This is a genomic window from Streptomyces sp. NPDC060000 (genome assembly GCF_042737375.1).
GTDB lineage: Bacteria > Actinomycetota > Actinomycetes > Streptomycetales > Streptomycetaceae > Streptomyces.
The window spans coordinates 1-24,209 of sequence record NZ_JBHWUU010000115.1 but is presented as its reverse complement, the minus strand read 5'-3'; the positions used below and the strand labels follow the sequence as shown (position 1 = coordinate 24,209).

At 68.0% G+C, this 24,209-nt stretch carries 22 protein-coding genes and 10 pseudogenes; 15 read left to right on the top strand and 17 right to left on the bottom strand.

All coding sequences use genetic code 11. The features are described from left to right. Positions 1-101 (top strand): annotated as a pseudogene (locus ACFWBB_RS39220) (IS5/IS1182 family transposase); the annotation flags it as partial. Between the two features lie 383 nt (positions 102-484). Continuing rightward, complete coding sequence (locus tag ACFWBB_RS39215) at positions 485-1,549, top strand: pentapeptide repeat-containing protein (protein WP_385282989.1); 1,065 nt, start codon at positions 485-487, stop codon at positions 1,547-1,549. 113 nt (positions 1,550-1,662) lie between these two features. Here the strand turns inward: ACFWBB_RS39215 and ACFWBB_RS39210 are convergent. The 3 genes and pseudogenes from ACFWBB_RS39210 to ACFWBB_RS39200 all read right to left on the bottom strand — a co-directional run. Next, a pseudogene (locus ACFWBB_RS39210) lies at positions 1,663-1,761 on the bottom strand (IS5/IS1182 family transposase); the annotation flags it as partial. Positions 1,762-1,976: 215 nt separating this feature from the next. After that, the gene (locus tag ACFWBB_RS39205; RefSeq protein ID WP_385282986.1) at positions 1,977-2,354 is read right to left on the bottom strand and encodes a hypothetical protein; all 378 of its coding nucleotides are present in this window, start codon (positions 2,352-2,354) and stop codon (positions 1,977-1,979) included. Beyond that, on the bottom strand, positions 2,351-3,466 hold the full coding sequence (locus ACFWBB_RS39200; protein ID WP_385282983.1) for a DNRLRE domain-containing protein: 1,116 nt from the start codon (positions 3,464-3,466) through the stop codon (positions 2,351-2,353). Before ACFWBB_RS39200 ends, ACFWBB_RS39205 begins: the two co-directional genes overlap by 4 nt. A gap of 30 nt (positions 3,467-3,496) precedes the next feature. On the opposite strand from ACFWBB_RS39200, the gene ACFWBB_RS39195 reads away from it, so the two are divergent. Further along, positions 3,497-3,784 (top strand): hypothetical protein, encoded by a 288-nt coding sequence (locus ACFWBB_RS39195; protein ID WP_385282980.1) that lies wholly within the window; start codon positions 3,497-3,499, stop codon positions 3,782-3,784. A 183-nt stretch (positions 3,785-3,967) separates the two neighbouring features. Here the strand turns inward: ACFWBB_RS39195 and ACFWBB_RS39190 are convergent, their stop codons facing one another. Genes ACFWBB_RS39190 through ACFWBB_RS39175 form a run of 4 tightly spaced genes read right to left on the bottom strand, consistent with a single transcriptional unit; the run spans position 3,968 to position 7,492 of the window. Beyond that, positions 3,968-4,591, bottom strand: a complete 624-nt coding sequence (locus ACFWBB_RS39190) for a response regulator (protein WP_385282995.1) — start codon at positions 4,589-4,591, stop codon at positions 3,968-3,970. Continuing rightward, a complete protein-coding gene (locus ACFWBB_RS39185) occupies positions 4,588-5,787 on the bottom strand; it encodes a sensor histidine kinase (protein WP_385282978.1) in 1,200 nt (399 codons plus the stop codon). The genes ACFWBB_RS39190 and ACFWBB_RS39185 overlap by 4 nt, the downstream gene beginning before the upstream one ends. Next, positions 5,784-6,629, bottom strand: a complete 846-nt coding sequence (locus ACFWBB_RS39180) for an ABC transporter permease (RefSeq protein WP_385282975.1) — start codon at positions 6,627-6,629, stop codon at positions 5,784-5,786. The genes ACFWBB_RS39185 and ACFWBB_RS39180 overlap by 4 nt, the downstream gene beginning before the upstream one ends. After that, positions 6,626-7,492 (bottom strand): ABC transporter ATP-binding protein, encoded by an 867-nt coding sequence (locus ACFWBB_RS39175; RefSeq protein ID WP_385282972.1) that lies wholly within the window; start codon positions 7,490-7,492, stop codon positions 6,626-6,628. Before ACFWBB_RS39175 ends, ACFWBB_RS39180 begins: the two co-directional genes overlap by 4 nt. A 347-nt stretch (positions 7,493-7,839) precedes the next feature. Between ACFWBB_RS39175 and ACFWBB_RS39170 the strand changes: the two genes are divergently transcribed. Continuing rightward, a complete protein-coding gene (locus tag ACFWBB_RS39170) occupies positions 7,840-8,706 on the top strand; it encodes an oxygenase MpaB family protein (protein ID WP_385282992.1) in 867 nt (288 codons plus the stop codon). A 532-nt stretch (positions 8,707-9,238) separates the two neighbouring features. Here the strand turns inward: ACFWBB_RS39170 and ACFWBB_RS39165 are convergent. Both ACFWBB_RS39165 and ACFWBB_RS39160 read right to left on the bottom strand, forming a co-directional pair. Beyond that, positions 9,239-9,481: pseudogene (locus ACFWBB_RS39165) on the bottom strand (SRPBCC family protein); the annotation flags it as partial. Between the two features lie 62 nt (positions 9,482-9,543). Next, a pseudogene (locus tag ACFWBB_RS39160) lies at positions 9,544-10,479 on the bottom strand (IS1380 family transposase); the annotation flags it as partial. Here ACFWBB_RS39160 and ACFWBB_RS39155 point away from each other — a divergent pair. The 3 genes and pseudogenes from ACFWBB_RS39155 to ACFWBB_RS39145 all read left to right on the top strand — a co-directional run. Next, a pseudogene (locus ACFWBB_RS39155) lies at positions 10,477-10,954 on the top strand (transposase); the annotation flags it as partial. The pseudogenes ACFWBB_RS39160 and ACFWBB_RS39155 sit on opposite strands and share 3 nt — an antisense overlap. 102 nt (positions 10,955-11,056) lie before the next feature. Continuing rightward, positions 11,057-11,734 carry an aldo/keto reductase gene (locus tag ACFWBB_RS39150; RefSeq protein ID WP_385282969.1) on the top strand — a complete coding sequence of 226 codons (678 nt, stop codon included), beginning with the start codon at positions 11,057-11,059 and terminating at the stop codon, positions 11,732-11,734. 84 nt (positions 11,735-11,818) lie between these two features. After that, positions 11,819-12,282: pseudogene (locus ACFWBB_RS39145) on the top strand (ATP-binding protein). Positions 12,283-12,568: 286 nt separating this feature from the next. Here ACFWBB_RS39145 and ACFWBB_RS39140 read toward each other — a convergent pair. Together ACFWBB_RS39140 and ACFWBB_RS39135 are read right to left on the bottom strand one after the other, a co-directional pair. Continuing rightward, positions 12,569-12,919, bottom strand: coding sequence for an STAS domain-containing protein (locus ACFWBB_RS39140; protein ID WP_385282966.1), 351 nt, complete (start codon positions 12,917-12,919; stop codon positions 12,569-12,571). Positions 12,920-13,513: 594 nt separating this feature from the next. After that, on the bottom strand, positions 13,514-13,684 hold the full coding sequence (locus tag ACFWBB_RS39135) for a hypothetical protein (RefSeq protein ID WP_046260526.1): 171 nt from the start codon (positions 13,682-13,684) through the stop codon (positions 13,514-13,516). A gap of 975 nt (positions 13,685-14,659) precedes the next feature. Between ACFWBB_RS39135 and ACFWBB_RS39130 the strand changes: the two genes are divergently transcribed. Continuing rightward, a complete protein-coding gene (locus ACFWBB_RS39130) occupies positions 14,660-15,553 on the top strand; it encodes an MEDS domain-containing protein (RefSeq protein WP_385282962.1) in 894 nt (297 codons plus the stop codon). Next, a complete protein-coding gene (locus ACFWBB_RS39125) occupies positions 15,550-16,521 on the top strand; it encodes an anti-sigma factor RsbA family regulatory protein (RefSeq protein WP_385282959.1) in 972 nt (323 codons plus the stop codon). Before ACFWBB_RS39130 ends, ACFWBB_RS39125 begins: the two co-directional genes overlap by 4 nt. An 11-nt stretch (positions 16,522-16,532) precedes the next feature. Here the strand turns inward: ACFWBB_RS39125 and ACFWBB_RS39120 are convergent. After that, a pseudogene (locus tag ACFWBB_RS39120) lies at positions 16,533-17,220 on the bottom strand (transposase); the annotation flags it as partial. Between the two features lie 125 nt (positions 17,221-17,345). After that, positions 17,346-17,732 (bottom strand): hypothetical protein, encoded by a 387-nt coding sequence (locus tag ACFWBB_RS39115; protein WP_385282957.1) that lies wholly within the window; start codon positions 17,730-17,732, stop codon positions 17,346-17,348. Between ACFWBB_RS39115 and ACFWBB_RS39110 the strand changes: the two genes are divergently transcribed. The 3 genes from ACFWBB_RS39110 to ACFWBB_RS39100 all read left to right on the top strand — a co-directional run bounded on the left by ACFWBB_RS39110 (position 17,706) and on the right by ACFWBB_RS39100 (position 20,225). Beyond that, entirely contained in the window at positions 17,706-17,999 is a 294-nt protein-coding gene (locus ACFWBB_RS39110; protein ID WP_385282954.1) for a hypothetical protein, read from the top strand. The genes ACFWBB_RS39115 and ACFWBB_RS39110 overlap by 27 nt on opposite strands. A 633-nt stretch (positions 18,000-18,632) precedes the next feature. Further along, the gene (locus tag ACFWBB_RS39105) at positions 18,633-19,229 is read left to right on the top strand and encodes a transposase (protein WP_385282952.1); all 597 of its coding nucleotides are present in this window, start codon (positions 18,633-18,635) and stop codon (positions 19,227-19,229) included. A gap of 516 nt (positions 19,230-19,745) precedes the next feature. Further along, positions 19,746-20,225, top strand: coding sequence for a hypothetical protein (locus ACFWBB_RS39100; RefSeq protein ID WP_385282949.1), 480 nt, complete (start codon positions 19,746-19,748; stop codon positions 20,223-20,225). Positions 20,226-20,233: 8 nt separating this feature from the next. Here ACFWBB_RS39100 and ACFWBB_RS39095 read toward each other — a convergent pair. Then, positions 20,234-20,796, bottom strand: a pseudogene (locus ACFWBB_RS39095) (IS5 family transposase); the annotation flags it as partial. A 112-nt stretch (positions 20,797-20,908) separates the two neighbouring features. On the opposite strand from ACFWBB_RS39095, the pseudogene ACFWBB_RS39090 reads away from it, so the two are divergent. The 3 genes and pseudogenes from ACFWBB_RS39090 to ACFWBB_RS39080 all read left to right on the top strand — a co-directional run. Then, positions 20,909-21,424 (top strand): annotated as a pseudogene (locus ACFWBB_RS39090) (IS30 family transposase); the annotation flags it as partial. A 161-nt stretch (positions 21,425-21,585) separates the two neighbouring features. Next, positions 21,586-21,783, top strand: coding sequence for a YlcI/YnfO family protein (locus ACFWBB_RS39085; protein WP_385282946.1), 198 nt, complete (start codon positions 21,586-21,588; stop codon positions 21,781-21,783). After that, positions 21,780-22,076 carry a hypothetical protein gene (locus tag ACFWBB_RS39080; protein ID WP_385282943.1) on the top strand — a complete coding sequence of 99 codons (297 nt, stop codon included), beginning with the start codon at positions 21,780-21,782 and terminating at the stop codon, positions 22,074-22,076. The genes ACFWBB_RS39085 and ACFWBB_RS39080 overlap by 4 nt, the downstream gene beginning before the upstream one ends. A 95-nt stretch (positions 22,077-22,171) precedes the next feature. Here the strand turns inward: ACFWBB_RS39080 and ACFWBB_RS39075 are convergent. From ACFWBB_RS39075 to ACFWBB_RS39065, 3 genes and pseudogenes are all read right to left on the bottom strand, one after another. Beyond that, positions 22,172-22,606, bottom strand: a pseudogene (locus ACFWBB_RS39075) (carotenoid biosynthesis protein); the annotation flags it as partial. Positions 22,607-22,736: 130 nt separating this feature from the next. Next, positions 22,737-23,102: a DUF6221 family protein gene (locus ACFWBB_RS39070; protein WP_385282940.1), complete on the bottom strand. Its 366-nt coding sequence runs from the start codon at positions 23,100-23,102 to the stop codon at positions 22,737-22,739. Beyond that, positions 23,095-23,529, bottom strand: a complete 435-nt coding sequence (locus ACFWBB_RS39065) for a helix-turn-helix transcriptional regulator (RefSeq protein WP_385282938.1) — start codon at positions 23,527-23,529, stop codon at positions 23,095-23,097. Before ACFWBB_RS39065 ends, ACFWBB_RS39070 begins: the two co-directional genes overlap by 8 nt. Positions 23,530-24,209: the final 680 nt, after the last annotated feature.

Below are 24,209 nucleotides of genomic sequence, written 5' to 3'. Positions count from 1 at the left end.
GGCTCCGCATCCGCTATGAGATACGCGCCGACCTCCACCTCGGCCTGCTCCAACTCGCCTGCAGCATCATGTGTTTGAGGCGACTCCGGACCTCATTCTGAAACGATCAGTTACGGGGAGCAGCCATGATCGGCATCCTTCCGGGTCTTCGATTTCTCCATCAAACCCGGGGCGATTCAGTTTCTGGGTTTGCCAGCCATCACGGCGTCCTCACTCACATGCGTGACATGATCACTCGTAAGCACACAGCCGAGACTGCACTTGGTCTGTTTCTGGTTCCTCCACGGTGTGGCAGCTACCCGGACACGCGCCCATAAGGTGCCATTGGTGTATGAGGATTACCCCTCGCCGTGGGCGACACCAGCGTGCCGCGCACCGCCGGGAGGCACTCCGGCGACAAGCGGCACGCCTGTCAGGTGGGGGCCGCAGATCGGACCGCAGCCGGGACGGGCGGACGGTCCTGGTGGTAGCCGCTCTGCCTGGCATGACGGCCCTCGTGGCCTTGTTGTTCACCTGGATGTCAGTGGGACAGGCCCGGACTGAGTTGCAGATCGCTGAACAGGGGCAGATCACTAACCGCTTCAACGCCGCAGTCCAGAACCTGGGCTCTCAGTCTGTGGACGTGCGCTTCGGCGGGATCTACGCCCTGCAGCGGATCATGCAGGACTCTTCCCGGGACCAACCCGCCATCGTGGAAATCCTGTGCGCTTTTGTGCGGCAGAATGCGCGCGTTCCTGCGGGTGGCTTCGACAAGATCAATGTTGATGATCTCGTGGATGGCCGTAAGGATCCACCGCCGACTGACATCACCGCCGTGATGAACGTGCTGAGGAAGCGATCACCCGAGCGTGACCGCGATGTCTACCTGCAACTTTCCGGGGCTGAGCTCCGACACTTGGGGTTGGCCGGGGTATCCAGGCGAGCAAATCTGAGTGACGCTGATCTCAGGGCAGCTGATCTGACCGGTGATCTGCGCGAGAGCTATTTCACCGACGCGAACCTGTCCCATGCCTGGGTCCAAAAAGCCGACTTGACGCGTGCCTATTTTGGGTGGGCGACCCTGGACAACATCTTGATGACTCGGACGAAGCTGGTCCATGCAGATTTCACCGAGGCGAACTTGCGCGATGCTGACTTGAGCGGGGGTCCCGATCCGAATGACCTGACCGGGGCAGTCTTCTTCGGTACGGACATAAGGGATGCAGTGCTTGATGGGGCCAAAATGACCGGTGCCATCTTTGTCGAAGCCGACTTGAGCGGGGCGGATCTTATTGGAGCGAACCTGCACGGGGCGCGACTTAGCGCTGCCGACAAGCGCTTGGAAGACGTGCTGCATGCCGAGACCGACGCTGATGCGACCTTGCGGAATGCCGACCTGACAGAGGCGGATCTGACCGACGCCGACCTGCGAGGAGTGGATCTGAGCGGTGCGGACCTTACCAGGGCCGATCTGCGAGGAGCCAAGCTCAACGGCGTGAAACTGACCGGAGCCACAACCACCGGCGTACGAGGACTGTCGCGATCTCTACTCTCACAGACCAAGTCCTGATCACCAGTACTCCACAATCAGTTTCTTCCCAACGTGGCGCCCGATCTTGCGTGTAAGCGACTGGCACTGGTTTGCCGACCAGTGGCCCACCAATCATCGTGCATTGAGCCTTTTCAGCGTTGCCTCTCCAGGGTGAGGACGGCCTTGGCGATGACGGTCATGCGGTTGGGGCTGATGCGAGCCTTGCGGAAGATCTGCCAGGACTTCAGCTGTCGGCGATCAAGTTTTTCCCCACTTGGGGTGGTTTGAGCGTCACGTAATTCCTCATGCCGAATTCTCCTAATTGTCCATGGGTGCGGCGGTGTTCGGGATCGAGGGACCTGGTCATCGCGGAGGCGCGTGGGCGGCCCTGGGCCTGTGGTTCGGAAGGCCGATGGTCAGCCCGGATGGCAAGGAGAACGTTCGTCGTGGTCGACATCACCGAGATCTACATCCACTGGTACGCGGGGCGCTCGAAGAGCGCGCGAGAGGCATTGAACTCGTCGATCGGGCAGACCAGTCGGACGCCGAACGCGGCCTCGATCTCGGCCGCCTTGCGGGCCTGCAGGAACCGGTGGAATCTCTTGAAGATCTGCACATACTCGCGCCGGGTGGACGTCTTACGGCCCTGGACCGCGAGGTCGCCGACCACGCGGTCGATATCCTCGGGCGTCACCTCCCACGCGGGCCGCCCCAAGGCTTTGAGGGTCCGCTCCAGCAAGCCGACGTCGTTGTCGATGGTCACCGGGCTGAACCCGCGGGCCCGCCACGAGGCAACGAACGCGTCGACGTACGCGGTCTGGAACTGCCACGGATCCGTCGTCACCGGCGCCTGCGGAATGGCCCCGCCCGCGAGACAGCGGGGCCAGCAGGCAGGCTGGTGTTCATCACGAACATCGTGTAGCCGGACCAGGCCCCGTAGTCGGTTCCGTCGTAGGTCCGCAGGCGGAAGCGCAGATGCTTGTCAGCCGGGAAAGCGGAGGCGGACGGGACGGTGAGGGTGGAGGTGAAACCGGACGCCACCGTCTTGCCGTACGCCGTGTACGAGTACGTGGTGTCGGCGTAGACCGGGTCCGCGGTGATCTCGTACTGCGCCTGGGCGTTGCCACCATCCGCGTCCGTCACCTTCGCCGACAGGTACGGAGTCAGGGAGGTGACGTACCGCTTGCCGTTGTAGGCCTTGACCTGCGACGGCGAGATCGCGACTGAGGAGGCGGCCGCGTACGAGTTGTAGGTCACCACGAGCTTCGGCGCGTAGCCGGAGGTGGTGTAGTTCGCCGAGCGAAAGCGGCGCCAGGTGGTGGAGTCCTTTTCGTTGTCGGCGCTGATCTGGAGGCCGTAGTTGGCTGAGCCGTTGGCCCATGCCTGCGCGATCGACTGCAGGTTCCAGTTCGACCAGTTCGCAGGGCAGTTCGAGTTGTAACCCCAGTGGCTGGTATTGGAAGCCACGCCCGTGGTGGTGGACGGCTGTGCGCCCCAGACGATCGCGGAGGAGGACCACGAGGATGTGATCTGCTTCGCCACTGTGGCAGCCCCAGAGGTGCTGCAGGTCGCCGAGTAGTAGTTGTACAGCGACATCGTGGCCGCAGTGATGTGCTTGCCGACGAACTTCGCCACGTCGAACTTCAGATACGACCGGGCCACATCGCTGCCCGAGTCGTAAGTGCCCGACTTAAGCTCCTGCGAAGAGAGCTGGGAGTCGGGATAGTCAGGGCTCTGCACCCAGCTGTCCGTCGTCACCGTCAGAGTCGTGGTGGGGTCAACTATGACCGGATAGGTCGCGGTTGCGAGGAAAGCCTTGTCCGGGGCCAGCACTAGAATCTGCGACCCGTCCGAGGCGGTCTCGACCTTCGTCGCGACCCGCTCCTGATGGGCGGACTCACCAGACGCCTCATCTTTGGAGGCGTCCCACATCATCGGAGCCGGCGCTTCGGCCACCAGGTCTCCGCTGGTGTTCTTCAGCAGCAGGTGTCCAGACTCGGCCTGGGACAGCTTCAGCGGGCGAGCGACTCGTTGAGGACCGCCGCCGAGACGGGCGCCTACGCCACCGTGTGGTCCGTACTCGAGGCCGCGCTGCCCGGCCTGCTGCGCGGCACGCCGGTCCGGGGTGTGGGCGAACTGCTCGCACTCGCCGTGGAGTGCGTGTCGCGCTGCGCGGCCAAGGGTGAGGTCGCCGAGGTCACGGCGCTGGCCGAACGCACGGGATCGAGCAGGGCGGTGAAGAACGCCAGGCTGCTGCGCGACGCCCTGCGCTGACTCGTGCCGCCCTCAGGCTCGTGGCTCCAGCACACGTCGACATGCGAGCACACCGGCACGCCGGCGAGGAGGGTCCCGCCCGCCGTGAGGAGGCTCGGGGTGGCGCCGGCGGTCGTACGCGACCTGCGCCGGGTTGCGCGGTCCGGCCCCGGGACAGGAACCGGTCGACGCATGGGGGGAACGTCAGTCGAGCAGGCCGTGGCGCATCGCGTTCGTCACCGCCGCGGTTCGGTCGTCGACACCCAACTTGCCGAAGACCCGCAGCAGATGGGTCTTCACCGTCGACTCGCCGATGAACAGGCGGCGGCCGATCTCCGCGTTCGTGCACCCCTGCGCAACCAGCCGCAGCACCGCCGTCTCCCGCTCGGACAGCCGCGGGCGTTCCGGTCGGGTGCGCAACTGGTCCACCAGGCGGGCCGCCACCGTCGGCGCCAGCACCGTCTCGCCCCGCGCAGCAGCCCGTACCGCGTTCGCCAGTTCGCCCCGTGGCAGGTCCTTCAGCAGGTAGCCCGCCGCCCCCGCCTCCACGGCGCGCAGGATGTCGCGGTCCGTCTCGTAGGTCGTCAGGACGATCACCCGGCAGGGCAGTCCCGCCGCGCTCATCCGCATGATCGAGTCCACGCCCCCGCCGTCGGGCATCCGCAGGTCCATCAGCACGATGTCGGGGCGCAGCTCCGCGGCCAGTGCTTCGGCCTGCGGTCCACTCGACGCGTCGGCGACCACCTCCAGGTCCTCTTCGGCGCTCAGCATGGCCCGCAGACCCTCCCGTACGACGGGATGGTCGTCGGCCAGGACGATCCGGATCACCATGGGCTCCTCGGGGGCGGTACGGGCAGGCGGACGGTCACGGTGGTGCCGTCGCCGGGTGTGCTGTCGACAGAGGCGGTGCCGCCCACCTCGGTGGCCCGGGCGCGCAGTCCCGCCAGACCGTAGCCTCCCGTCGCCGTGTGCGGGTCGAAGCCGCAGCCGTCGTCCCGTACGGACACGGTGAGGGCCTCGTCGGCGTACGTCAGGGTGATGCCTACCGTGACTGAACTCCCCGCGTGTCTACGAGCGTTGGCCAGTGCCTCCTGGCAGGCGCGCAGGGCCACCACCTCGGGGCCGGCCGGCAGCGGACGTACGGCACCGGTCATCCGCAGTTCCGTCTCGTGGCGTGCGGCCAGCCGGCGCAGGGCGTCCGGCAGCGAGGCGCCGTGCAGGTCGGCGGGCGCGCCTCCGGCGACCAGAGCGCGTGCCTCGGCGAGGTTCTGCCGGGCCGTCTCGTCCATCAGGGCCAGGTGGCGTCGGGCCTGCGTGATGTCGTTGTCCAGCTCCGCCTCGACGGCCTGCACCAGCATCAGCAGACTGGTGAAACCCTGGGCGAGGGTGTCGTGGATCTCCCGGGCCATCCGCTCCCGCTCGGCCAGCGCGCCGTGCTCGGCCGACAGCCGGGAGATCTCGTGGCGGCTCGTGTCCAGCTCCGCGATCAGCGCGGCCCGTTCCTGGCTCTGCTCGATGATGCGGATGATCCAGGTGCCGACGGCCGTCGAGAAGACGAAGGTCACCACCGCGAACATCCCGTTGAAGAAGACGGCCTCGTCGCCGGGCCACCACACCAGCGCCCACCCGACCACGGGGACGAGGTTGATGACGGCCACAGTCACCAGCGCCCACCGGATGCGCAGCGTCATGAAGCACTGGGGGACGAGCGCGAAGGTCATCAGCCGGGTCTCGCCCACGAGGATCGCCGATGGCAGGAACAGCGCCATCGCCGCCACCAGGTAGCCCAGTGCGCGCCCTGGGTCCGGCGGATCCTCCCGCAGGATGGGGCGCCCGACGCACACGAACAGCGGGATCAGCAGAACCAGCAGCGCCGCCGCGACCAGCCTGACCGGCCGGCCCGGATAGGCCGTGCCGAGCACGAACACCAGGGTGGCCAGCCAGACGAACGTGAAGTAGCTGTCCCAGATCCGGAACGAGCGGTCCCAGGTGTACGCGCCCCCGGCCCGTTCCGGCTGGTTCATCCGTCGCGCCGGTTCTTCCACCGGAAGGTCAGCAGACACAACAGCAATCCTCCGACGCACCAGGCCCCCAGCACCAGGGCTACCCGCCCGAATTCCCAGCCGCCGGTCTGCTCCAGGACCTGCGCCGACTCCGGAAGGAAGACCCCGCGCAGTCCCTGACACATCCACTTCAGCGGGAACAGGGCACCGATGTTCAGCATCCAGCCGGGGATGGTGTCGATGGCGATGTACACCCCGGAGATGAACTGCAGCACCAGGAACGGGAGTACGACCACCGAGGTGGCGCTCTTGCCGGACTTCGGGACGGAGCTGACGGCGATGCCGAGCAGCGCGCACGCCGTGAGGCCCAGCACGAAGATCCAGGCGAAGTCGAACAGGCGGCCCGGGTCCGTGGGCAGATCGACGTCGTAGAGGGTCGCGCCGACGAGCAGCAGGATCGCCGTCTCCAGCAGTCCGGTGACGAGGACCAGCCAGATCTTGCCGAGGAAGTACGCCGCCGGCGGCATGGGTGTGCCGCGCAGTCGGCGCAGCACCTTCTCGTCCCGCTCGATGGCGATCGAGATGCCGAGCGACTGGAAGCTGGTCGACATGATGCCGGCGGCCATCATCGCGGGGACGTACAGCTGCGAGGCGGTGATGCCCGCTCCGCGCACGTCGTCCCGGAAGATCGACGCGAACAGGAACAGGAACACCACCGGAAAGGCGAAGGTGAACACCACCTGGTCGCGCTGCCGGAAGAATTGCCTGAGCTCCAGGACGCCACGCCCCAGACCCAGTCGCCATGCTCCGGGCAGCCGGTCGGCGTGCGTCTTCGTGCGGGTGCGTACGACGGTCGTGGTCATCGGGCGTCCTCCTGTCCGGTCAGCTGGAGGTAGACGTCCTCCAGTGTGGGGCGGCTGATCCGCAGCCCCGGTATCTCGCCGTCGAAGCGCCGCATGAGCTCGGCGACGGTCCGGGTAGGCGTGTCCGTGCGCTCCGCGCGTGTGGCGCCGTCCGGCTCGGTCCACTCCACGGTGGCCTCGGTGCCGTACCGCTCGCGCAGGGCCTTCGGTTCGCCCTCGGCGACGACCCGGCCGCCGACGACCACGGCCAGCCGGTCGGCGAGCGTCTCCGCCTCCTCCAGATAGTGCGTGGTCAGGAGGATGGTGGTGCCCTCGTCGGCCAGTTTGCTGATCAGGTCCCAGAACTGGCGCCGGGCCGCCGGGTCGAAGCCGGTCGTCGGCTCGTCCAGGAGCAGGAGTTCGGGGTCGCCGATCACCCCGAGGGCCACGTCCAGCCGCCGGCGCTGCCCGCCGGACAGCGCCTTGATCCGGCTGCCGGTCTTCGCCTCCAGACCCACCAGGCCGATGACCTCCTCAGGGTCCCGTGGCCTCGGGTAGTAGCGGGCGAAGTGCCGCACGGTCTCGCCGACCGTCAACTCGGCGGGGGCGGATTCGTCCTGCCAGACGATGCCGACCCGCGAGCGCCACGCACGCGTGCCGTGCGCCGGGTCCGCGCCCAGGACGGACACCTCGCCCGCGTCCCGGGAGCGGTTGCCCTGGAGGATCTCCACCGTGGTGCTCTTGCCGGCCCCGTTGGGCCCCAGCAGACCGAACACGTCACCTCTGCGGATGCCGAGGTCGATGCCGTCGACCGCGGTCACGTCGCCGTACCGCTTGCGCAGTCCACGTACGTTCACCACGAGTTCGTTCGCGTGTGTCGTCATACCGATCAGCTTCGGCGGGAACCGGACGTTCCGGCACGACCGTGCGTACCTCCTTGTGTCCACCGAACGGCGGACACGCGTGTGCGGCGTGCGCAGCCAGTGCGTGCACCGTTCGACCGTGTGTCCGAGATGTGCATATCTGACCCTATTCGTGTTTTCCTTGCCCATAGAGGCGAATGCCCGGGATCCCGCATCGGGGTGTCATCGGGAGAGTCAAAGACACAAAACTGTTGACTTGTTTCAGAAGGCGCATCGCACTCCGGACACGACAGAGGGACGGAGGTGTCATGGCCGGCGTACCGCACACGTCAGACCAATCAACCCAACGGACTGCAGGGAGAGTTGGGATACCCGCGCAGATCCGCGCGCCGCGCAGGGGAGGGGTCGGCTGGCGCTGCTTCGGCGATGCCCGCGCCACCCTGATGGCACCTCAGCTGCTGCTTCTCCAGGTCTCGCACCCCGTGGTCGGGGCAGGCGTCGCCGACCACAGCAACTTCCGCGCCGAGCCCTGGCCCCGCCTGATCCGGACCCTGCTCTCCCTCACCACGGTCGTCTACGGCGGCCAGGAGGCGGCCACCGCCGAGGCGTGCCGCCTTCGCCACGTGCACACAATGAAGGGCACCGACTCCCGGGGGCGCCACTACCACGCCCTCGACCCCGAGGCGTACCACTGGGTGCACGCGACCCTGGTCAAGGGCCCCGTGGACGCGCAGCACCTTTTCGGCAAGGGCATGTCGGCCGACGAACTGGACGAGTACTACCGCGGTATGCGGGACGTGGGCCGCGTATGGGGCCTGAAGGAGCATCACCTTCCACCGGACTGGCCGTCGTTCCTCGACTACTACGACGACATGGTCACCCATCGCCTGGAGTTCAACCAGTCGGTCCAGGACGTCCTCGACGAACTCGTCCGCCCAGCCAAGCCGTTCCGCCGACTGCCCGGTCCGCTCTGGTCGTCCTTCGCCCGACTCGCCGCGCACTACGCCCTGTTGGTCACCGTGGGCACCCTGCCACCCGTCCTGCGTGAGCGGCTGCACCTGACCTGGAGTGCCCGGCAGGAACGCGCCCTGCGCCGCTTCGCCCGCGTCGTACGTCTCACGACGGCCCTCGTGCCCCCGCCGCTGAGGATCACCGTCTCCCTCGCCCTCGCCTACTGGGCCACCCACCGTCCCGGCACCGACCCCGCCACCCGACGGCCCCTGGGAGCGTGGTGACGTGAACGCCCGCCCCGAAAACCCCATCGCCGCCGCCCGGCCCGGCCGGGGCGACCCCGGTACCCGCCCCGACCCGGCCCCGTTCGGCCCGGGCACGATCCTCTGAAACATCGCCGGTGACGTACGGCTGCTGCTCTCCCTGCCGGCCGCCGTCGTGCTCCAGGTCCGGGACTAGCTGGAGAACACGGTGGTCGTACGTGAACTGCTCGACCCGCGGCGGCCCGTTCCCCCGCCCGACGGCTCGGGTGTCCTCATGCGCCGGCTCCGGCCCCTGTTCCACCCGCCCCTGGCCCGGCTCCACGTGTTCGTCACGCTCGGCCTGCTGCCGCCCGTCGTCCGCGGCCACCTGGGGCTGACATGCACGCGAGCGCGGGATGCGGCGCCTGGGCGCCGTCGTCCGCACTGTGGTCCCGCTGCCGCCCGAACGCCTGTGCTACCTGCCCGCGGCCCGCGCCGCCCGCCGCGCCACCCGCGCCTGAGCCCGGCCCCCGCCGTCGCGCCGCCCGGGACGGCATGGGCCGGGCCGGCGGGATCAGGAAGCCGACTCGGCTTCGAGCTCCCGCTTCAGGTTGCGCAGCGTCCTGGCGATGTTGCCCTCCTGGAAGTCGGCGAACGTCCGGCCGCCGGTGGCGACCCGGTCGAAGGCATTGGCGACGACCGACGGTCAGGCCCGCCGGTCGTCCGTCCAGGACTCCGTGACGCGCGTGGCACCGCCTTCGCGCTCGAAGCGGTACTCCCAGGTGGCGATCGGGCCGCGCAGCCGGGGCCGCTTCAGGACGCCGGGTTCCACTGCTCCGGTCTGGACTGGTTCCCTCGTAGGGGTGGGAAGGTTGCTGGTCAGCCGGGGTTCGGCAGGAGTGCAAGACGTTCGAGGGCGGTGGTCACCTCATCGGTCCAGGGCCAGTGGCGGGCGAGGCGGAGGATGCGGCGTCGGCCGGTGGTGACGAGTTGCCCGGCCGCGGAGAACAAGCGGAACCGCAGACGGCGGGGCTCCCAGAGGCGGGCCTGGCCGGTCAGGGCGAGCATGGGCATCCAGGCCAGCAGGTCGAGAGCGAGCTGGACGATCTCGAGCCAGATCTTGTTCTGCGCGGTGTCGTGCAGGGGCAGGTTGCGCAGGCCGGTCGCGCGGGCGGCCCTGATCCGGTCTTCGGCCCGGGCCCGCAGGCGGTGACGGAGCTCGAGCTGGGCGATTGGGCGGTCGGCGGTGTTGGTGGCAAAGCACGTGACCCGCATGCCATCCGCGTCGGTGATCCGCAACTGGGCACCGGGATGCGGCCGTTCCCTGCGAACGATCAGCCGTATGCCCTTCGGCCAGCCCTGAAGGATGTCGCCGGCGAGTTCGGCGACCCACGCTCCGTCGCGGACCTCGCCGCCGGTCTCGAGGGCCGGGGTCCAGGCCGATGCCGGTATTTTCAGGACGTGCTGGTGGATGGCCCCGGTGATCACCATGCCGACGGAGAAGGACAGCCAGCGTCCGCGCCGGGCGAGCCAGGCCACGAACTCGTGGGTGCCTCCCGCGGAGTCGCAGCGGATCAGGGTCTGCCGCCCGCGCCGGTACTTCTTCGGCAGTTGGTTCAGGGCGAGGCGGGTGGCCTCGATGTGGTCGGCGGCAGTGTTCGAGCCCGCGTTCCCGGGCCTGAGCAGAGCGGCGACGGGTTCGCCGGTCCCGCCCGGCCCGTGGTCGACGAACCCCATCAGCGGGTGGTGACCGTAGGTCTTCTTCCAGGTCGGGGCGGCATCCTCCTTGTCGGAGTGGGAGACGACCAGGACGACCCGCTGCCGGTCTGGCTGTGGTCCTCCAAGACCGGGATGACCGGCGCGGACGTCGATCTGCGCTGGCAGGCGTTCCTGCGCCGCTTCGATCTTGAACACACCTTCCGCATGATCAAGCAGACGCTCGGCTGGACCCGGCCGAAGGTCCGTACTCCTGAAGCGGCGGACCGCTGGACGTGGCTGGTCATCACCGCCCACACCCAACTCCGGCTCACCCGCCCTCTCGCCGAGGACCTCCGCCGCCCCTGGGAGAAGCCCGCGGAGCCCGGCCGGCTCACTCTGGCCCGGGTCCGCCGAGGGTTCAGAAACCTCCGCCCCGCCTTGAGCTGCCCCGCCCGTGCACCGAAACACACCCGGCCAGGCCCCGGCAGACCGCTCGGCTCCAAGAACCGGCGACTTCGCCACCCGCTACGACGTGGGCAAAACCGAGAAACGACCCGAGACGATCACCGAACGCGACCAGACCAGACCATAAAGAACAAGCTGAGCTTGACGCGGCCGGCCTCGCCCTGGAGGACGTCGCCGGGCTGGTCCAGGAGCTCGTTGCCGGGCAGGCCGCGACGGTGGGGAGCCTGCTGTGACGGCACAGCTCGCTCTGGGCACCTACCGGTGCCGGGCGATCCCGGAGGCGGCCGTCCGTGCGGCCGCCTCCGGCACGCAGTGGATCGACACCGACCCCAACTACGCCACCGGCCGCGCTCATGACTTGCTGGCCCCGGCCCTGGCCGCCCACCCGTCTCTGCGGATCGCGACGAAGGCCGGTTACTTCACCGCGGCCACCGGTGCCGATGCCGTGAACGACGGTGTCCTCACCGAGGACCAGGCCATGGTCGGGCACAGCCTCACCCCGGGCTACGTGCGCTGGCAGACCGGCCGCAACCGCGAGCAGCTCGGGCGCGAGCGGCTGGACCTGGTCCTGCTGCACAACCCTGAGCGCGCCCACCCCGGCGACCGCCTGGCCCTGCACCGCGCGATGCGGGAGGCGTTCGTCGTCGAGGAAGCCGTGGCAGCCGGGCACGTGGCCGGGTACGGCATCGCCACGTGGGCGGGCCTGGAAGAAGAGGCGTTCACGGTGGGAGAGCTGCTCACCCTGGCCACCGAAGCCGCGAGCGGCCGACACCACCTGGTCGCGGTCCAGATGCCGGTCAGTCTGGTGATGATGACGCCGATCGCGCAGGCCCTGGACGGCCGGGGGCCGCTCCCGGCCGCCGCAGGGGCGGGGCTGCGGGTGATGGCCTCGCATACTCTCGGGTAGGTGTGTCGAACAACATGCCTCTGACATGCACCACGGGATCGGGGGTAGGGGCGCGCCTGAAATGTGGAATGAGGGCGAGGCCAGTTGCGATCCCACGCCGACGATGACGGCTGCACGGAACCGGGCGAGCACCTGCTGAGCGCCGGCTATGCCCTGGACGGAGAAGACGGCTGCATCGCCGATGCCCGCCACCACGCCCTCGCCTTCCTCGACCAGGCCCACACTGACCATCACCTGCCCGTGTCCGCCCGCGCGCGACCTCACCCAGCTGGTCGTCAGTGAACTGCAACGCCCTCAAGTACGCCCCCGGCCCGGTCCTGATGGAACTGCGCATCACCGTCCGTGCCGTGGACGTCGTCGTGTGGGACAGCGACCCCGCCGTCCCCGCGGCCCGGCCCGCCGACCCCGACCGGATCGGCCAGCACGGCCTGGAGATCGTCAAGGCCGTCACCGAGAACCTGTTCATCGCGCGGGAGCCGGTCGGCAAACGCATCACGGCCCGCATCGCCCTGACCGACACCCCTAGCAATGGCGCCGCCCGCCGCTGATAAGCAGTCACCCTGGCGGATTCAGTCGGGCGTGGAGGCCCATGTCGTCGATGTCTCGGAGCGCGCGATCCAGTATCCCCGACAGTTCTGGCCCGAAGCTGCTGCTCATGTGCGGCCGGCCAGGCAGATGCAGCGTGCTGCGCGGCTACGCCGAGGCTGCTGGGAAGACGGGGAATTGGGTTCCGTCCCGTGTGCCCCGAGCCGGGACGGGAGCTATCAGGGGCCAACAGGTGCATGCGTTTCAGGGATTCCCTCACGTCCCCCTGCCGGCCCCGGTCCCCGATCTTCAGGAGGGGAGGGCGGCCTGAAGCGTGGCGTATATCGGCATGAGGTCGTCCAGGCCGACGAGGTGCAGGAGCCGTCGCACAGGCGGGGGAACGTTGGCCAGGCGGAGCCAGCCGTCGCTGTCCTGCGCGGCCCGGTGGGCGTAGACGAGGAAGGAGATGCCGCTGCAGTCCATGAACGTGACGTGTTTGAAGTCGATGACCGTGCAGGGTGCGCATTTCTCGCCTGCTCCGCTGTCGAACGCCCAGCCCACGAAGGGCACGCTGCTGCGGTCGATCTCCCCGCTCAGGGTCAGGACGTGCACGCCGGCAGGGGTGGTGTGCTGGGAGACGGCCAGGGGGGATACGTCCATGGGACCACCTCGTTCTTCCTCCGCAGATCCATGAAACGGAGTCGGTGTCCTCCCCCACGCAAGCGCATGAGCGGTTGTATCGTCAACAAAATCTGGGTTCGTATACCGCACCACTCCACGGGACGGCGCGGGCCGGTGACGAGGGCAGTGAGGCCCTCACCTTGCGGGTGCGTTCCCTGTTGATCAAGGACGCGAGGCAGCCGAAAGACCCCGCGTTGCAGCGCCTGCTGGGTTACCGGGCCGGCAGCACGGTGGCCGACCGCGCCCGCGGCCGATAGCACCCGTGTAACCCGGCTGGTGGCCGAAGCAGCCGTCGACCGCGTCCCCGACAAATCCGGTCCCGACGTCATCGGCCGCGCCTCGTGATTCCACGTGCTCGAGTGCAGCCGGCCGGTGTGAGGTGCCGGGGTGTGGCTGGGGTCCGGTGGTTGGAGGTGCAGATTCCGCTGCTTCACCGGGCCCCAGCTATGGGGTCTGGTGCCCGGGAAGGTGGGGGATACGCGGTTTGTCGGAAGGGCTGTCGTGCGGCGGGACATGGCTGTGGGCCCCCGGGTGTCTCCGGGGGCCCACAGGGCCAGCTGCTGGTGTGGTGGGTTACCAGCGATACCAGCGGCCCTTGCGGCCGCCGGTGTCTGCGCTGCGCATGACGAAGCCCAGCAGCCAGACGGCCAGCACGATGACGGCGATCCACCACAGTGCCTTGAGCGCGAAGCCCGCGCCGAAGAGGATCAGGGCCAGCAGAAGAACGAGAAGCAGGGGAACCATAGTTATCAACCTCCGTTGCTCCTGGTGCCCGGCGAATCGAAGAGCACACGGCTGATTCACCTGGTTTCTTCACCGCTCTTGCGGGCACTGGAACCGGATTCTCCACCGGCGTTCGCCAGATCAAACGGTCAGGCGGAGTCCCCGACGATGACGACACGGTCGCCGTGCCAGGTGGGCGTCTCTCGACCTGGTGGACGGAGTCGAAGAGGGGTCGGCGGCCTTGTCGAAAATGAGGCCGTGGCCAGGGCGCAGTGCGTGCCCTGCCAAGCGGTGACCGGGGACCAGGCTCGAGAAGCGCTGCGGCTGTTGGGATGAGGTGATTTTCGGCGTCTCGTGGTGGCCGCATGCGTTTGTCGGGGGGCGCGGTTGATTGGATCAGCAGCTCGCATCGGTGCGCACCGCAACGCGATGCGCAAGAAAGCTGATCCCCGCGGGCCCGGGGGATCAGTCATGACCTCCCAGGGCCCGACTCGGGGGGGCGCATCGCCCAGCGACGCCGCGTCCCCGACGTCACGCGGGTGCCGGCTGTGGCACCTCCAGTGCCCGGGGACCTTCCGGGCCAGCTCCGCGACGTGCGGCGGCAGATAACTGTCCAGCGCGGCGACGTCATCTCACAGTCGAGCCCGCTGCCAGTGCAGACACGCCTCGGTGAACAATCGCTGCTCATAGCCTCGGACATCAGCCCGCCTTCCGCATACCCCTGGTCGCGGCAAGCGAGATCCGGTAGATCCGTGCGGAGCATTTCGCGATGCCTGCGCCGGTGAGGTACCGCTCGACCGCGGCCGGGCCCTGCTCGCGCAGCGGGGTGACGCAGCCCTTCCGGACCCCGCCTCCGCCGGATCGTGTGCTCCCACCGGCTAGGGCAGCAGAGGGGACAACCGATACGATGGCGGAACATTCAGCCCAGCAGACGGGCCCCGTCGCAGGTGGAGCCGACGGCCGGAGGGAGACGGTGAAGGCTGTGGTGGGGACGAAATGATCGCCTACAGCCCCCGCGAGCGCGCGGTCGACGACGTGGGCCATGGTGATCACCTGTGTCTGGCGTTCACCGATGACGCCGAGCAGCGCCGGGTGGTGACGGCCTATCTGCTGGGGGGCCTTGAGCGCGGCGAGCGGGTGATGTACTTCGCCGACCAGAACACGCCCGGGCAGGTCCTTTCCTGGCTGCGCGAGGCCGGAACGGATCCGGAAGCGGCACTGGACAGCGGCCAGCTCACGGTGACCACGGCCGACGACAGCTACCTGGCCGAGGGGCCCTTCGACCCCGATGCCATGGTGGCCAGCCTGCAGAGGGAGGTCTGCGACTCCCTCTCGGCCGGCTTCACGGGCTTCCGGGTCAGCGGTGAGACGACCTGGGCCCTGCGGGACATTCCCGGAGTCGACCGGCTGGGCGAGTACGAGACGAAGGTGAACGAGGTGTTCGCCGGACAGCGCGCCTCGGCGATCTGCCAGTACGACGCCCGCCTCTTCGACTCTGCCTCCCTGCACGGCTTCGACCAGTGCCATCAAGGAACCGTGGAGCAGCAGCCGCTGTACGCCAGCTCGGTGTTGCGGCTGGTGCCGTCCCTGCGCAACGGACAGCGGTCGCTGCGTGTGGTGGGTGACGTCGACTACCAAGCCGCCCCGGCGCTGGCTTGCGCGCTGGAGGAGGCCCTGGGCTGGCCGGGCGACATCACGATCGACATGAGCGCCCTTGAGTTCATCGACCTGGCCGGTGTACGGGCGCTGGTTCGTACCGCCGAGCGGCTACCCGCGGGACGCAGGCTCCACGTGGTGGACCTGGAGCCGATGCTGAGCGAGGTCATCCACGTCGTCGGCTGGGACCAGATACCGTCCCTGACCGTCACCGCGCGGGGGGTGTACGCATGAGTACCATCACAGCACCGCACCACGACACCGCACCGCACCTGACCCATCAGGGACTGATCTACGGCAGCGACGAGGCGTTCCTGACCGCGATGGCGCCCTTCTGCCTGGATGGCCTGGAAGCGGACGACGCCGTCCTGGCGGTGACCACCCGGCACAACATCGGCCTGCTGCGCCAGTCGCTGGGAGATGCGGCCCGGCAGGTCGAGTTCATCGACGCCGACGACTGGTACCACACGCCCGGGCGCACGCTGGGGGCCTACTACCGCTACGTCGACCAGCGCACGACGGGCGGCCGGCACCGGCAGGTGCGGGTGATCGGCGAGCCTGTGTGGCACGGTCGCGACCCGCTGGAGACGGCCGAGTGGACCCGCTACGAATCGGTTATCAACGTCGCCTTCGCTGACTGCCCGGCATGGATCGTCTGCCCCTACGACACCCGCGCCCTGCCGGATGACGTGGTGGCCGATGCGCGGCGCACCCACCCCGAACTGGTGACAGGCCCCTGCGCAGAGGCCAGCCGCCACTACGCCGCCCCCGACACCGGCCTCGGACCCTGGCAGCGCCGGCTCACTCCCGTGTCCGCCGACGGCGAGGAGGCCGTAATGCTCTTTGGAAACGACCTGACGGTGGTGCGGGCCTTCGTCGCCCAGACCGCCAACACCCTGGGCATGCCCAGCGACAGGGCGCGGCGGCTGGTGTTCGCCGTCAACGAGGTCGCCACCAACGCCCTCCAGCACGGCGGCGGCCAGGGAAAGGTGACCCTGCGGCGCTCCGGACACCGCATCGTGTGCGACGTCACCAACCCCGGCCAGGCCGCCGGCCTGGACTGGTACCTGGGCTACTTGCCGCCCGACCCCGAGCAGGGACGCGGCCACGGCCTGTGGGCGGTACGCCAGCTGTGCGACCTGATGGAGGTCGACACCAGCCCCAGCGAGACCACCGTGCGACTGCACCTGACCCTGGCCTAACACCCGTTAATGGCGCCTTCGCCGCCGTCGCCGGCCCACAGGCCGAGGATTTCGCGGGTGCCGTCCACCGTGACCGCCGGCGACGTAGATGGGCCGGTTCGCCACCTGCCCGTCGCGCACCTTCACGTGCACGCAGTCGATGAAGATCACCGGATAGACCGGGTCCAGCGGCCGGTTCTGCCACTCGGCCGTCCCGTCCATGACCTTGTCGGTGATGGTCGAGATGGTCTGCTTCGACACGCTCGCGCCATAGACCTCGACCAGGTGGGCGGAGATGTCACCGTGCGTCAGACCTCGCGCGGACAGGGAAAGGACCATCTCGTCGACGCCGGTCAGGCGCCGCTGGCGCTTCTTGACGATCTGCGGCTCGAAGCTGCCGTCGCGGTCACGCGGCATCGTGATCTGAACCGGCCCGACGTCGGTCAGCACGGTCTTGGACCGGACCCTGTTACGGCTGTTGCCGCTGCCGGCACCGGCCGGATCGTGCTTCGCGTAGCCGAGATGGTCGGTGATCTCACCTTCGCGAGCGGACTCCAGCACTCGCTTGGTCAGCTGCTGCAGCAGCCCGCCCTCACCGGTCAGCTGCAGCCCGCTCGCGCGGGCCCGGTCGACCAACTGCCCGATCAACTGCTCGTCCAGCACGTCCGCCGACAACTCGGACGGCCGGACCTCTGTAACCGCCTCAGCCGAGACAGTCACGTCGCTCATCAGGTGCTACTTCCATGATCGGGAGTTACACCGAAGACCGTACAGACCCGAGACGGGACAGCTGGCATGAGTAGATCAGGGATTAGAGGAGGCGGACTCGCTGGTTCCCACAGGATTTATCCGGCCTTGGGTGCCGCCTGCGGCGGGCGGGTGTTGGTGGTGACGATGGTCTTGCCTGCAGTGTCATAGACGGTCACGTTGCGCAGGAAGGCCTTGGGGTGTTTGTCGTTGACGGGTGCGGGTTTGGTGATGCGGGTCTGGGTGTACCAGGCGCCCCAGCCGGGGTTGCCGGCTAGTGTCACCACGGTGGCCCGGCTGGTTCCGCTGAGCGTGCGCACTCGGGCGCCGGCGGGAACACCGTTGCCGACGTAGCCGCCGGACAGCCATGCACGATGGTCGTTGGAGTCCAGGCCTGCCAGGTTCGCGCCGGACTTGCCGCCGGCCAGGGTCTGGCACCAGGGCGTGGTCTCAAAGGAATGCTGCAGGCACTGCTTGCCGTCCACATTTTCACACCCGGCGCCACCACCTGGACCGAGCTCTTCTTCACCGAGCTTGCTGCGGCCTTGACAGCATGCGTCGTGGTGGAGGCGGGAGAGGCCAGCGCAAAGGCTGCCGTCGGCGCACCACCCATAACGGTGACCGCGCAAGCGGCCACGAAAAAATACTTCTTCATCCGGGTCATGGATGAACACTCCTTGCTAACGAGATCCGATCGAAGGGAGCGGTGCCTCTCCACTCCCTACAACGCCATCCACGCCCCCTTCGGGTGACACCCGTCCCCAACTTCTTCCACCGGTTGTCTGCGACGGAGTCCAGCGGCCCCACCAGAACGGCGGGAAGTGGCTCCGCCAAGCGTTCGACTGGCGGGTCCGTAGGTGGCCCGCACACAAGCGCAGCCAGCGAGAAGAGGCCGGCAGGGGCAGGGGTGGCATGTCGGCTACCCGTTCGAGAGGTGGGGCCACTTCCCCGGGGCCGACAAAACCCGCCCAAGACAACCGCTTTCCTCCCGCAGGTTACGGAGTCGCACAGAACTCCATGACGAGGCTCAAACCGACTCAGGACACCAGGACACCAGGACACGGGGTGGCTCATATCAGCGGGGCAATCCGTCATGCTGTCCGAGCCTTGTCATGTAAGCCTCAGGCGCGGGCATCCATGCAGAGCTGCATATGCGTGCGTCCACGCCCGGCCGTGCAGGAACGTGCGGAACTTCCGCCCCCACTCCGGATCGTCATACGGGTGGACCACCGCCCACGGCACCGCCAGGGGTCCTCCAGGAACAGCCCCACGTACCGGACCGTGCAACGGCCTGCTTGGTCAGGGCATCGGACTGCGCGTGATCGCCCGGCAGTTGGGACTGGCCCGTAACACCGTCCGCCGCCTCGCCCACGCGGCGACCGCGGATGAACTCCTCGTCGGACGGTGGACGGGCCGCACCAGCATCCTCGATGCCTTACCTGCACCAACGGTGGAGCGAGGGCTGCACCACGGCCCGCGGCCTGTTCGAGGAGCTCCGCGAGTGCGGATACGAAGTGGCGAGAGCGTCGTCAAGGAGTACGTGCGAAAGCTCCGCGAAGCCTTCCCCACGACGATCCGCCCCGCAGGAATCCCTCGGCGCGGGACGTGACCAGTTGGATCACCCGGCACCCGACCGCCTCAACGACGACCAGGTCCAGCAGCTCAAAGCCGTCCTGGCCCGCTGCCCGGAGCTGGAGCAGACCGCCCAACACATCCGGGCGTTCGCCGAGTTGATGAACAACCGGGAAGGCCGGCACCTCGGCCAGTGGATCGACCGCGTCCAGGCCGACGACCTGCCCACCCTGCACAGCTTCGTCAACGGCCTCGGCCAGGACCTCGACGCCGTCGTCGCCGGCCTGAGCCTGCGCTACAGCTCCGGGGCCGTCGAAGGCCACAACAACAAGATCAAAATGCTGAAACGCCAGATGTTCGGCCGCGCCAACTTCGACCTTCTGCGCAAGCGTGTCCTCCTCGCGGCATGAGGTCGTTCATGATCGCGGGTTCGGTGACCCTCCGTGGCTCCGGCACTGAAAGTGATCCAGAACCCAGGTTCAGCCGCCGCCGACACTGACGAGACAGGAAGCCGCCGGTAGATTCTTCAGCCGGAACAACACCGTGACCCGGCCTGTCGGAAACCCGACGGACCGGTCACGAGAAGTCTGGGCCACTCACCCCGGGGGCGAGGGCGTGACTCGAGGTTCAGTAGTACTTCTTCTTCGCCCGGTGTGGATGGGCGAGATTTCCTCGACTCAAGTTATTTGAGGTTTACTTGAGGTTGCGAGACCCCAGAGCCCACCACGGGAGCAAGTCGGTCGAATGATTCGAAGTCAGCAATAACTTGATATCTGCACTTCATTCACGAATTCCGACATTTACCCTTCAGTAACCGCAGGTGGGGGGCTGCAAGGGGAAACTCGCACCCATTCAAAAGGGCGTTGACACAACCAATCGCGAGGTGCAACCATCACCGAACATTCACGATTCGGGAGTAGATACGAATGAGACTTAAGTCGACGCTTGGAATCACGGGATCTCTTTTCGCTTGTCTTACGATCGGCATCGCGTCCGCGCCTGAGGCGGCGGCACTGGATTACGAGACGGACCACGCTGTCTACACCACCGTCAACCCTGACTACACGGCTGACGGCTGGTGGTTCCAGGGTGCCGGGAGCAACGGTTACGGAGGCGGGATCTCGGCTTTCAACTCCAACGGCGACAATTGGTGGGTCCTGGACGACCTGGTGGACGGCAAGTCCGTCGCGGTGAAGTGGAAGAACTGGCGCAACGGCGGACTCTACCGGCAAGGCGTATGCATCAACAGCCACAGCGCCCCATCCTGGGCCGTCTGCAACAAGAACTTCTATGAGGACAGCACACTCACGGCTGAGACATGTCTCTATGACGGGGACACGGGTAAGTACTCGGATTGCGACGAGTTCGGCTGGGAGTTCCGGGTCAGCGACGGAAAAACGGTTTAGACGTCGTTTCACTTGGTGAGTCGGCGGTAGTTGACGAGGGCTGCGGCTATGCCGACGAAGGCGAGGAAGTGTTCGGCCTTGCGTTCGTAACGGCGGTGCAGACGTCGGCATCCGGCCAGCCAGGACACCGTCCGCTCGACGACCCAGCGGTGGCGGCCCAGTCGTGTGGAGGACTCGATGCCCTTGCGGGCGATCCGGTGCCGGATGCCGCGCCCGCGCAGCCATCGCCGCAGGTGGGCGTAGTCGTAGCCCTTGTCCGCATGGAGCTTGGCGGGCCGTCGTCGGCGCGGGCCGCGCCGGGAGCGGATCGGAGGGATCCCGCGCACGAGCGGCTGCAGGCCGAGGCTGTCGTGCATGTTCGCACCGGAGATGCCCAGCGACAACGGGAGTCCGTTCCGGTCCGTGATCAGGTGAATCTTCGATCCGCTCTTGCCACGGTCGGTCGGATTCGGTCCCTTCAGTGGCCCCCTTTTGCAGCCCGCACACTGACCGAGTCGATCGCGCACCGCGACCAGTCCAGCTCACCGCGGGCGCCGAGCTCGTCCAGGACGACCCGGTGCAGCCTGGCCCAGCAGGCGGTCGGCAATAGGCCACGATCCGCGCGATAGCGGCGGAGCTGGGCCGCAGCCCCTCCACGGTCAGCCGTGAGGTCCGCCGCAACCGCCACCCCGGAAACGGGCAGTACCGGCCGCACGCGGCCCAGGCCCGCGCCGATGCCCGCCGACCCCGCCCCAAGCCGGGGAAGATCGAAAGGCGACCTGATCATCGGCAAGAACAGCGGCTCCGCGATCGGCACCCTCGTCGAACGCGCCACCCGCTACGTGATGCTCCTGCACCTGCCGAACGGCCGTAGTGCCGAGCAGGTCCGTGACGCGCTCCAGGAGACCGTGCAGCGGCTGCCCGCCCACCTGAAGCGGTCCCTGACCTGGGACCAGGGCAGCGAGATGGCCGAACACCGCTACTTCAGCATCGCCACCGACGTCCCGGTCTACTTCTGTGATCCGGGCAGTCCCTGGCAGCGCGGCTCAAACGAGAACACGAACGGATTGCTGCGGCAGTACTTTCCCAAGGGCACCGACCTGGCCGTCCACAGCCGCGAGCACCTCGACTCTGTTGCCGCCCAGCTCAACGGCCGCCCACGCAAAACGCTCGGCTGGGAAACCCCAGCCGAGCGACTGCATAGACTCCTCGCGGCCTGATCAAACCGACCACGTGTTGCAACGACCCCTAGAAACCGCCGGGACGCGCCGCCGGCGACGATTGCACCGAGGGCGACGGCCGTTCCGGCCCCCTCACGGCCTTTTCACAGCTCGAATGCAATCTTATTACGCCACCATTCTCCGGTGGCTACACTGCCACCATGGCTGTCACCACGATGACCCTGCGGATTCCCGACGAGCTGGCGCCCTCCATCAGGGCGGCGGCCGCGGAGGCCGGCCTGAGCGTGAACGCGTATGTGGTGCGCGCCGCGCGCCGGGCCGCGACCCTCGACGCCGCGCGACACCTCGCCGCGCTCGGCCTGGGCGATGACCTGGCCGGCGAGGGAGACAGCCTGTGAGGCGCGGCGAGATCTGGGAGCTGCCCGACGGCCGGCACGTGCTGCTCATCAGCCTGACGGGCCTGGAAGAGGCCTACGGTGCCGTTCTCGTGATCGTGCTGCATCCCAGCGGGAAATTCCCCGACACGGCGATGTCCGTGGTGATCGGTGACCCGCTCGCGTGCACCGCCGTGGCCGTCAACATCGTCCAGCTGCGGGCCGACCGGTTCGAGGGTGCGAAGTGCCTCGGTCCCGTCGACACCGCGACGATGGCCCGCGTCGACCAGGCGCTGCGCGCCGTCCAGGATCTGTAACCGACGCCAGCCCGTGCCGTCGGGTCGTCACGGCGCGATGCTGGAGAGGTGACCTGAGGTTGTGCGCCCATGGTCATGACGGCGGCGGCGAGCGCGGGGAGGGCGACGATGTTGATCGTCCCCACGCGCCCCCAGGCCCGTCCGAGGCGCGAGTCGGCGTTGTCTAGCAGGGCGGAGGCCGTCAGCCAGGCCAGGTGGCCCAGGCCGAAGTAGATCGGTCCGATCTGTATCGGGACCTCCAAAAGCTTGGGGGCCCCGGTGTAGTGGTAGTCACCGAACGGGAACCCGGTGAAGATGCTGAGGTCCTCGAAGAAGTTGCTGACGGCGAAGGTGACTACGAAGAAGATCAACAGCTGACGCACGCCGTATCGGCGGATCCCGGGGAGGAACGTAGTCCACGACGACGTACTGCTCGTAGTGTGCCTGCGGCGGGCGGGCAGTCCACACGTCTGACTGATCGTCCCAGCACGCGGCCCGCGTGATCCGCTCGTCCTCGTCGAGCTGCTCGCCAAACCACCGCACCAGCTCATCCACGCTGCTCACGCCCCCCGCAGGATCTCGCTCCGCCTCAGGCCAGCGGTCGAACAGTCAGCCCTGACCGTGCTCGTAGTACTTCGAATCCTCCTCGGATCCGGGAGGAGGCGACAGTGATCGTGCTCGTCATGGTTTCCACTCCGCGCGATAGCCGGGCCGATCGGCGTAGGGCAGGGCGAGCAGGTGCAGCAGATCACCGTGCACCTCGTCCCAACCCATGATGGTGGCGTGACTGTCGATCCTGCCGATCATTCGCCGCTTGGCGTCGATCTCCCGCAGCACCCGAGCCGGATTGTGCGCGGCAATGAAGTCCGCGTCACTACGACCCTGTTCAGTGTCCGCAGTTTCGACGCCCGCGCCCGCACGCCCGAAGTCGACGGTCCAGCCGTATTCGCCGATGCCGCTCTGCACCCATGGCCCAAGCGTCGCGGCCCGCGATATTCTCTCGTCCCTGTCGAACTGCTCGCCCAGCCACCGCACCAGCTCATCCATCGTCGCGCTCCTCCGCCATCAACTCATCCAGCCGGTCCCGCAGCCCCTTCACCGCGGCCACCCCCAGGTCTGACGCCCAAGCACCCGGGAGGCTGGCCCGGTCGACGCCCTCAACGGCGCCTTGCAGGATGGCAAGGCTGAGGCCAGCCCACTGCTCACTGCTCAGGTAGTCCGGGGGCGACACCGAGATCGGCGCGGGCTGTTCCGTCTGCGGCATGGCCGCTCCTTCGTCTTGTGAGGCGAGGTCTGTCCGCTTGCCCGGCTGTGGCGGGTTCGCCGCGAACCACGCGGCCACCTCGCCCGAACGGAACCGGGGCCGCGTGCTGCCCTCGCCCTCGACGGGCTTCGGAAAGCTGCCGCGCGTCCGGTACGAGTGCACCGACTGCCGGCTGACCCCGTGCTCCAGCGCGATCTCCGAGACGGTCATCAAGCGCGGACCCCCCTCGCTGTCAGGGCTCTTGGGCACGGCAACATCCTCCCCGAACCTATTGACGTTGTAAAGAGGTTCCTGTCGGTCTGGCATTGCACAACGAGAACGGCCCCGGTCGGTGTGTGAGAGCCCGGCCGGGGCCAGCCGAATCCCCTGAGCGACCAGGAGAAACAGCCGTGGAACACGGTGCAGACACCACCCCACAACAGCCCAGCCTCCCGGACCGCTACGCCGCCGCCACCCAACGCTGCCGCGACATCGCCACCGAGGTCGGCCACGGCCGGGGTGGGCCTGGCGGTGCCCCGCATCACCGCCCATTAGGGGGGTGTGTGATATAAGCGCGCGAAGCGGCGCCTGTGACGATGACAGTTGGCAAATCAGCACGCTTGCTGGAAAACGCCGCTGAGGCTGCTCTGTGGTTACTCTGCGGATTGGTTTCTTGACGCCGGGAGGCTGGTCTAGGCTGCCGCCGTCGCTGGCCACCGTGGTCGGCAGGGCAAGGAGAGGTAGACGATGCCGCAAGCGGGACACGCGCCCGGCCCGGCGGGCACGCCGGGCCGGGCGACGCTCAGTGCCGTGGAGGAAGCGGCCCGGATGGACGCGGTGCGCCGCTACGACATCCTCGACACCCCGCCGGACGGCGCGTTCGACCGCGTCGCGGCGATGGCGGCCCGGCT